The organism is Zoogloea sp. (assembly GCF_041904905.1).
Classification (GTDB): Bacteria; Pseudomonadota; Gammaproteobacteria; order Burkholderiales; family Rhodocyclaceae; genus Zoogloea.
The window spans coordinates 1-8,147 of the sequence record NZ_JAYRMI010000112.1 but is presented as its reverse complement, the minus strand read 5'-3'; the positions used below and the strand labels follow the sequence as shown (position 1 = coordinate 8,147).

At 70.3% G+C, this 8,147-nt stretch carries 6 protein-coding genes; 1 reads left to right on the top strand and 5 read right to left on the bottom strand.

The features are described from left to right. Window positions 1-73: 73 nt before the first annotated feature. The gene (locus ACE3N6_RS18760; RefSeq protein WP_374247344.1) at window positions 74-1,588 is read right to left on the bottom strand and encodes an acetyl-CoA hydrolase/transferase family protein; all 1,515 of its coding nucleotides are present in this window, start codon (window positions 1,586-1,588) and stop codon (window positions 74-76) included. A gap of 132 nt (window positions 1,589-1,720) precedes the next feature. Here ACE3N6_RS18760 and ACE3N6_RS18755 point away from each other — a divergent pair, with 132 nt between their 5' ends. Then, the gene (locus ACE3N6_RS18755) at window positions 1,721-2,638 is read left to right on the top strand and encodes a LysR substrate-binding domain-containing protein (RefSeq protein ID WP_374247343.1); all 918 of its coding nucleotides are present in this window, start codon (window positions 1,721-1,723) and stop codon (window positions 2,636-2,638) included. A gap of 1 nt (window position 2,639) precedes the next feature. Here ACE3N6_RS18755 and ACE3N6_RS18750 read toward each other — a convergent pair whose 3' ends face one another. The 4 genes from ACE3N6_RS18750 to ACE3N6_RS18735 all read right to left on the bottom strand — a co-directional run. After that, window positions 2,640-3,980 carry an HlyD family type I secretion periplasmic adaptor subunit gene (locus tag ACE3N6_RS18750; RefSeq protein WP_374247342.1) on the bottom strand — a complete coding sequence of 447 codons (1,341 nt, stop codon included), beginning with the start codon at window positions 3,978-3,980 and terminating at the stop codon, window positions 2,640-2,642. Beyond that, on the bottom strand, window positions 3,973-5,694 hold the full coding sequence (locus ACE3N6_RS18745; RefSeq protein WP_374247341.1) for a type I secretion system permease/ATPase: 1,722 nt from the start codon (window positions 5,692-5,694) through the stop codon (window positions 3,973-3,975). The genes ACE3N6_RS18750 and ACE3N6_RS18745 overlap by 8 nt, the downstream gene beginning before the upstream one ends. A gap of 67 nt (window positions 5,695-5,761) precedes the next feature. Further along, window positions 5,762-6,319 (bottom strand): PEP-CTERM sorting domain-containing protein, encoded by a 558-nt coding sequence (locus ACE3N6_RS18740; RefSeq protein WP_374247340.1) that lies wholly within the window; start codon window positions 6,317-6,319, stop codon window positions 5,762-5,764. A gap of 161 nt (window positions 6,320-6,480) precedes the next feature. Continuing rightward, the coding region (locus ACE3N6_RS18735) for a cadherin-like domain-containing protein (RefSeq protein WP_374247339.1) at window positions 6,481-8,147 on the bottom strand (1,667 nt) is incomplete at its 5' end.

Below are 8,147 nucleotides of genomic sequence, written 5' to 3'. Positions count from 1 at the left end.
ATCGAAGGGCACTTTCAAGCCCGGCGCCCCGGCACGCGGCCTGCGCGCGCACCGGCAGGGTTGGGGGGCGGGCCTAGGCGGGCACGCAGGCCGCCTCGGGCTGGCGTTCGAGCATCGAGCCGGTCTCCTCGGCGCGCAGGTGCCAGGCGAAGGCCTCCCGCAGCAGCTGCGGGGTGTGGCCGCCGCGGCGGCAGGCACGCTTGTAGTAATCCCGCAGCATGTCCCGGTAGAGCGGGTCGGTGCAGTGCTCGATGAGCTGGTGGGCGCGCTCGCGGGGGGCCAGGCCACGCAGGTCGGCCAGGCCGTGCTCGGTGACGATGATGTCCGTGTCGTGCTCGGTGTGATCCACGTGGGGCACCATCGGCACGATGCTGGAGATCGCCCCGCCCTTGGCGATGGACTTGGTGACGAACACCGACAGGTGGGCGTTGCGGGCGAAGTCGCCCGAGCCGCCGATGCCGTTCATCATGTGGGTGCCGCCCACATGGGTGGAGTTCACGTTGCCGTAGAGGTCGCACTCCAGCGCGGTGTTGATGGTGATGAGGCCAAGCCGGCGGATCACCTCGGGGTGGTTGCTGATCTCCTGGGGGCGCAGCACCAGGCGCTGCTTGTAGTGCTCGATGTTGCCCAGCACGCGCTCGTAGGTGGCCTTCGAGAGGGTGATCGACGAGGCCGACGCAAAGGAGAGGCGGCCGTCGTCGAGCAGTTCGACGGTGGAATCCTGCAGCACCTCGGAGTACATCTTCAGGTCGCGGAAGGGCGAATCGAGCATGCCGTGGAGCACCGCGTTGGCGATGGTGCCGATGCCGGCCTGCAGGGGCTGGAGACTGGGCGTCAGGCGGCCGGCCTTCACCTCGTGGGCCAGGAAGTCGTTGAGGTGGCCGGCGATGGCGCGGGTGTCGTCGTCCGGCGGCAGCACGTTGGACGGGCTGTCGGCCTTCTGGGTGACGACGATGGCGACGATCTTCTCCGGGTCGACGGGGATGAACGGCAGGCCGATGCGCTGCTCCGGCGCGATCAGCGGAATCGGCAGGCGGTGCGGGCGGTAGGTGGGGATGTAGATGTCGTGCAGCCCCTCCAGCCCGGCGGGCATGGTGAGGTTGATCTCGACGATGATCTTCTTGGCCAGCACCGCAAAGCTGGCCGAGTTGCCCACCGAGGTGGTCGGCACGATGCCGCCGTTCTCGGTGATGGCGGTGGCCTCCACCACCGCGATGTCCACCGGCGCGATCTGGCCGGAGCGCAGCTGCTCGACGGTCTCGGAGAGGTGCTGGTCGATGAACATCACCTCGCCGGCGTTGATCTTGCGGCGCAGGGTGGGGTCGGACTGGAAGGGGATGCGGCGGCCGATCACGTTGGCGTCGGTGAGCACCTTGTCGATGTCGTTGCCCAGGGAGGCGCCGGTCATCAGGGTGATGCGCAGGGCCTCGTGGCGGGCCCGCTCGGCCAGCGCGAAGGGCACCGCCTTGCAGTCGCCGGCGCGGGTGAAGCCGCTCATCCCGACGGTCATCCCGTCGGCAAACAGGGCGGCCGCGGCCTCCGGCGACATGATGCGGTCCCGCAAGCGGGCAAGGCGAATTCGATCCATGGGCATGGCTGGTTTCTCCGATCCTCGATTTTTCGGGGGCCCCGCCTCGTGCGGGCGGGATCGCGGCGGAGTATAGGGGGGCCGGGCGAGTCGTGTTATGACTTAAAATCCTGCCATCCAGTCGTTTTTTTCATGCACCCCATGGATCTGCGCGCCCTCCGCTACTTCGTCGAGACCGTCCGCCGGCAGAGCTTCACCCTCGCCGCGGAGCACCTGCACGTCACCCAATCCACGGTGAGCAAGATGATCCGCCAGCTCGAGGCCGAGATCGGCCAGCCCCTGCTGATCCGCGACGGCCGCCAGCTCCAGCCGACCGACGTGGGCCGGGTGGTGCTGGAGCGCGGGCAGGAGGCCCTGGCGGTGATGCACCACCTCAGCCGCGAGGTGGCCGATCTGGCCAACCTGACCCGCGGCGAGCTGACGGTGGGCATCCCGCCGATGGTGAACCTGCTCTTCGCCCCGGCGGTGAAGGCCTTCCGGGCCCGCTACCCGGCGGTGGCCCTGCAGCTGCGGGAGGTGGGCGGGCAGCGCATCGAGCAGCAGGTGGCGGCCGAGGGGCTGGAGGTGGGCGCCACCCTCCTCCCCACCGATCCGGGCCTGGGGCTGGCGTCGCGCAGCGTGGGGCACTTTCCGCTCTACGTGGTGGGGCCGCGGCAGGCCGGCTGGGCCAGCCACGCCCGGGTGCCGCTGGCGGCCCTGCGCGATGCGCCGCTGCTGCTGCCGGGCGACGACTTCGCGCTGACCCGTCGGGTGCGCGAGGCCACCGCCGGCCAGGGCTTCGAGGCGCGCATCGCGGCCCAGAGCGGGCAGTGGGATTTCCTGGTGGCGATGGCCGCCGCCGGGCTGGGCACCACCCTGATCCCCGCCCCGCTGCTGGCCCGCCTCAACCTGGGCGACGAGCTGGCCGTGCGCCCCCTCGCCGAACCCCGGCTCGACTGGCACGTGGCGCTGATCTGGAAACCCGGCGGCTACATGTCGCGGGCGGCCCGGGCCTGGCTGGCGGTGTGCGAGGAGAGCCTGCCCACCGGCCCGTGGAGCGCCGCGGCCTGACTCAGCGCTCGCGCCAGGCCTTGTTGAAGCTGTCGGCCAGGGGCTTGAACAGGTAGCCCAGGAAGGTGCGCTCGCCGGTGATGATGAACAGGTCGGTCTGCATGCCCGGCTGCACCTTCTGGTCGCCCAGGCGCTTGAGTTCGTCGGCGGCGACGGTGGCCTTGACCACGAAGTAGCTCGTCTCGGTGCGCGGGTCCACCACCGCGTCGGCCGACACGTAGCTCAGGCGGCCCTTCAGCTCGGGCGTGGTGCGCGAGTTGAAGGCGTGCAGCTTGATGCCCACCTCCTGCCCCTGCACCACCCGGTCGATGTCCGGCGGCAGCACCTTGCCCTCGACGATCAGCCGGTCGGAGCTGGGCACCACCTCCATCAACACCTCGCCGGGGCCGACCACCCCGCCGGCGGTGTGGATCTTGAGATCGGTGACGGTGCCATCCACCGGCGCCCGCAGCTCGGTCTGCTCCAGGGTGTAGCGGGTGGCGCTCTCCCGCTCGATCAGCTCGAAGTTCTCGGCCTGCACCTTCTTCAGCTCGGCCACCACCTCCTCGTGGAAGGTTTTCTTGACCTGGAACTTCTTCAGCTCCTTCTCGCTGATTGCGGTGTTGGCCGACGCCACCTTGGAGGCCAGCTCGTCGCGCTCGCCCAGCAGGCGGGTGAGGTCGCGCTCGATGGTGCGGATCTTGGTCTTCTCGACCATGCCCTGGCTGGCCAGGGCGGTCAGGCCGTCCAGCTCGGCCTTCACGCTGTTGGCCTGCTCCTGCTTGGAGCGCTGCTGGGATTGCAGGCCGGCGATCTCGCTGCGCAGGGCGCCGATCTGCCGGTCGAGGATGCCCACCTCGCCGATGCGCGAGGCGCGACGGGCGGTGAACAGGGATTCCTGGGCGCGCAGGATCTCGGCGATCTGCGGTTCGCCCGCCCGCTCGACGAGGGCCTTGGGAAAGACCACCGCGGCGCGCTCGTCCCGCTCGGCCTCCAGGCGCGCCTGGGTGGCCAGGGCCACCTCGCGGCCGCCCTTGACCACCCCGTAGGCGGCGCCGGCCTTGGTTTCGTCCAGGCGCACCAGCACGTCGCCGGCCTTCACGGTGGAGCCGTCGCGCACCAGGATCGCCTTGACCACGCCCCCTTCCGGGTGCTGGATCTTCTTGCGGCTGCTGTCCACCTTCACCGAACCCTGGGCCACCACCGCCGACGACAGGGGCGCCAGGGACGACCACACGATGCTGACGCCGAAGGTGGCGGCGATCACCGCGTAGCCGATGCGGTTCCAGCGGCGGGTTTCGGCGGCGGCCTTCTCTTCGCCCACCACCATCGCGGCTTCGAATTCACGGGCAAGTTCAGCCATGGCTGGCGCCTCCTTCCTGCGGAGCTTCCGGCCGGGCGATGACCCGCCGGGTGATGAGGGGCATCACCTCGGAGGTGGGCCCGTAGTTCGCGATCTGGCCCTTGAGCACCACCATCAGCCGGTCGGTGCCACCCAGCACCGCCGGCCGGTGGGCGACCACCACCACCGTGGACTGGCCGCGCAGGGCCTCCATGGCCTGACGCACGGCGGCTTCGCCCTCGGCGTCCAGATTGGAGGTGGGCTCGTCGAGCACGATCATCGGCGGGCGCCCGTAGAAGGCCCGGGCCAGCCCGATGCGCTGGCGCTGCCCGCCCGAGAGGTTGACCCCCGCCGGGCCGATGGGCGTGTCGTAGCCCTGGGGCAGCTCGAGGATCACCTGATGGGCGCCGGCCAGCTGGGCGGCGTCCACCACCTTGTCCGGGTCCACCCCGCCGAAGCGGGCGATGTTCTCGGCCACGGTGCCGGGAAAGAGTTCGATGTCCTGGGGCAGGTAGCCGATGTGGGGGCCCACGTCCTCCCGGTTCCAGTCGGCGATATTGACCCCGTCCAGCCGCACCACCCCCGCCCCCGGCCGCCACACGCCTACCGCCAGGCGCGCCAGGGTGGATTTGCCGGCCGCGCTGGGGCCGGTGATCCCGAGCACCTGACCGGCCTCCAGGGTGAAGCTGAGGTTGCTCACGGTGAACTTGCGCAGATCCGGCGGGCCGCCCGAGACCGACTCGAAGACCAGCTTGCCCTCGGGCCGGGGCAAGGCCATGGTCTGGGCGTCGGCGCCGTCGTTGCCGAAGCCCTTGAGCAGCCGGCCGTAGCTCTCCCGCGCCTGCAGGAAGCCGCGCCAGCCGCCGATGGCGGCCTCGACCGGGGCCAGCCCGCGGCCCATGACGATCGACGAGGCGATCATCACCCCGCCGGTGCACTCCTGCTGGATCACCAGCCAGGCGCCCACCCCGAGGATGGCGATCTGCAGGAAGAAGCGCAGGGCCTTGGCCACCGCCGCCACGTTGGCCGCGCGGTCGCTGGCCACCCCCTGCAGGCCGATGCCCAGGTCGTGGCGCTTGCGCCACAGGGCGGTGAGGCCGGGCAGCATGCCCATCGCCCGGATCGCCTCGGCGTTGCGGGCGGAGATCTCGGCAAACTGGGTGCCGGCAGCCATCTGCCTGCCGGCTTCGCCCAGGGGCTCGCGGGTGTCGCGCTCGTTCCAGAGGGCGAGCAGGAACAGCAGCACCCCGCCGGCGAGGGCCACGTGGCCCAGCCACGGGTGCAGCAGGTACACCAGCCCGATGTAGATCGGCATCCACGGCGCGTCGAGCAGGCTCAGGATGTGCTGGCCGGTGAGAAAGCCGCGCAGCTGGTCCAGATCCCGCAGCCCCTGCCCGGTGCGACCGCCGGTGAGGGTGCGCATGAACACGAGGCCCGAGAGCTGGGCATCGAAGCGCGCCCCCAGCCGCACCAGCAGCCGCGAGCGCACCACCTCCAGCGCCGCCAGGGTGGCCAGGCAGGCGCCGGCGAACAGGGTGAGGTAGAGCAGCGTCGGCCCGCTCCGGGAGGCAAGCACCCGGTCGTACACCTGCATCATGTAGATCGACGAGGTCAGCGTCAGCAGGTTGATGAAGAAACTGAAGAACGCGACCCGCTTGAGCGCCCCCAGGGCGCACTCGAGGGCCTGGCCCATCGGCGTGTCGATGCGCGGCCGTTCAAGTCCGAGAAATGGCACGGTGATCCCTCAACGAAACCGGGCCGGCGATGGCCGGCCCGGTAGGTTCAATGCACGGCAGGCGCGATCAGGCGCGGGCGCGCCGGGTTCGCAGGAAGGCCGCCCCCGCCAGCCCGAGCAGGGCCAGGGTGGTGGGCTCGGGCACGCTGGCGGCGCGGGTGCCTTCCAGGCGGAAGGCCGTCGCCGGGTTGCCGGCGGTGTCGTTGCCCGAGGCACCGGCCCAGATCCACTCCACGTCCAGCGAGTTGTTCCACACCCCGATCTCGGTGGCGGTGAGGGCGATGTCGACGATGTCGAGGGTGTAGCGGGTGAGGCCGGCGTAGGTGAGATCGGCCTCCTTGGTGAGCGAGCCGGCGACCGCGGTGCCGTTGAGGAGCACCTCGAGGGCGTCGGCGCCCTCACCCATCGACAGCGGGCCGTGGAAGCCCCACCAGACGATCTTGTCGAGGGTGGCCCCCGCCAGCGCGGGGATCGCCTGCAGGTAGGGGCTGCCGGTGGGCGCGTCGGACCACTGGTTGTTGGCAGGATCGGTGGGCAGCTGCTGGTAGAGCACGTCGGCAAAGGCGCCGCCGCTGGCCAGCAGGCAGGCCGCCGAGACGATGAGGGGACGAAGCTGGAAGGTCATGGAACACTCCGGTTGATCGTTTCTCCGGCACCACGCAAGACCGGTGCCAGAAAACTTTTTTCATTCAATTCAACAGTTTCAACAAAACCGAAAACAGATTTGTAAAAACCACCGACACACTTTCCTGCCTGGGGCCCGGGGTTGCCCCCGGGCCGTGGGTGTTACAGATCGTTCGGCGGCAGCGGCACGCCGATGACCGGGAACTCGAACTCGACCCAGTCGACCATGAAGTCGCTGCCATGCTGCCCGGTGCCGTCGGTGGTCACGCCGCCGCCGAAACCGCCCGCCGCATCCTGGTAGCCGCCGAACACGAAGTCGGTGCCGTCGTAGGCGCCAGCCACCAGTTCGACCGCCGAGAAACCGCCCGCCGCATCCAGGCTGACCTGCTGCGTGCCCGCGGCGGAGGCGGCGCTGAAGGTGGTCTCCGCCACCACATTGCCGCTGTCGTCGAGCAGGCGCAGGCGACCGCTTTCGGTGAACAGGCTGCCGTCGTCGTTGATGAAGAAGCGCGACAGGTTGACCGTGACCCCGGTGGCGTCGTCCGCCAGGTCGAAGCGCAGGCCCTCCTTGCCGTCGATCTCCTGACGCACGCTACTGGTGGCCGCCGACTGGCCGCTGACCCCCAGGTCGCCCATGTACACGTCGCCGCCCGAGAGGTTCTGCGGGCTGACCCCATGGTAGGCGACCGCGGTCCAGCTTTCGGAGACGTTGGTCACATCGTGCTTGTGGGATGCGCCGATACCGGCGAGATTCCACGCCGCGTTCCACTGCCCGCCCGCCCCGCTCTGACGCACCGGCGCGTCGCCGATGCGGGTGGCGAGGGTGGGCTCGGCCAGCACATTGATGGTGACGCTGGCGGTGTCGAAGCCACCGTTGCCATCCGCCACCGTGTAGGTGTAGCCGGTGGTGCCGGTGAAGCCCGCCGTCGGCGTGAAGCGCAGCCCGCCGTCCGGGAATTGGCTGAGGGTGCCCTGCAGCCCGGTGACGTCCACCGACTGCACGACCAGCGCGTCGCCGTCGGCGTCGCTGTCGCCGGTGAGCACGCCAGGCCCGGCAATGTCGAGGCTGCCGTTGGTCCACACATAGAGCGTCTCGTTGTCGGCCACCGGGGCACGGTTGGTCACGTCGATGCTGACCGTGCCCACTGCGCTGCCGCCAAAGCCGTCCGCCACCGTGTAGGTGAAGCCGGTGGTGCCGCTGAAGCCGGCCGTCGGCGTGAAGCTGAAGCTGCCGTCGGCCGACAGCGTGAGGCTGCCGTCGAGACCCGAGGCATCCAGCAGCGACACGAACAGGGCGTCCACGTCGGCGTCGCTGTCGTTGCCCAGCAGGCCCGGGCTGGCGATGACCAGCGGGGTGCCGGCGTGCACGCTGTAGCTGTCGGCACCTGCCACCGGGGCGGCATTGACCACGTTGAAGGTGACGGTGCCGGTGTCGAAGCCGCCCAGGCCGTCGGTGACCGTGTAGGTGAAGGCGGTGGTGCCGGTGAAGCCCGCCGCGGCGGTGAAGCGCAGCCCGCCGTCCGGGAACTGGCTGAGGGTGCCCTGCAGCCCGGTGACGTCCACCGACTGCACGACCAGCGTGTCGCCGTCGGCATCGCTGTCGCCGTCGAGCACGCCCGGCGCGGCAATGTCGATGCTCTGGTTGGCGCGCAGGCTGTACACCTCGTCGTCGGCCACCGGGGCGCGGTTGGTCGTCGCCGGGGGCGCCACCGTCACCGCCTGGCTGCCCACCACGAAGCTGCCGTCCTCGTCGAGGAGGCTGACGGTGATGGTCGGCGTGGCCGCCGTGCCGTAGATGTGGGTCACGTCGCCCAGGGTGCTGTAGGTGC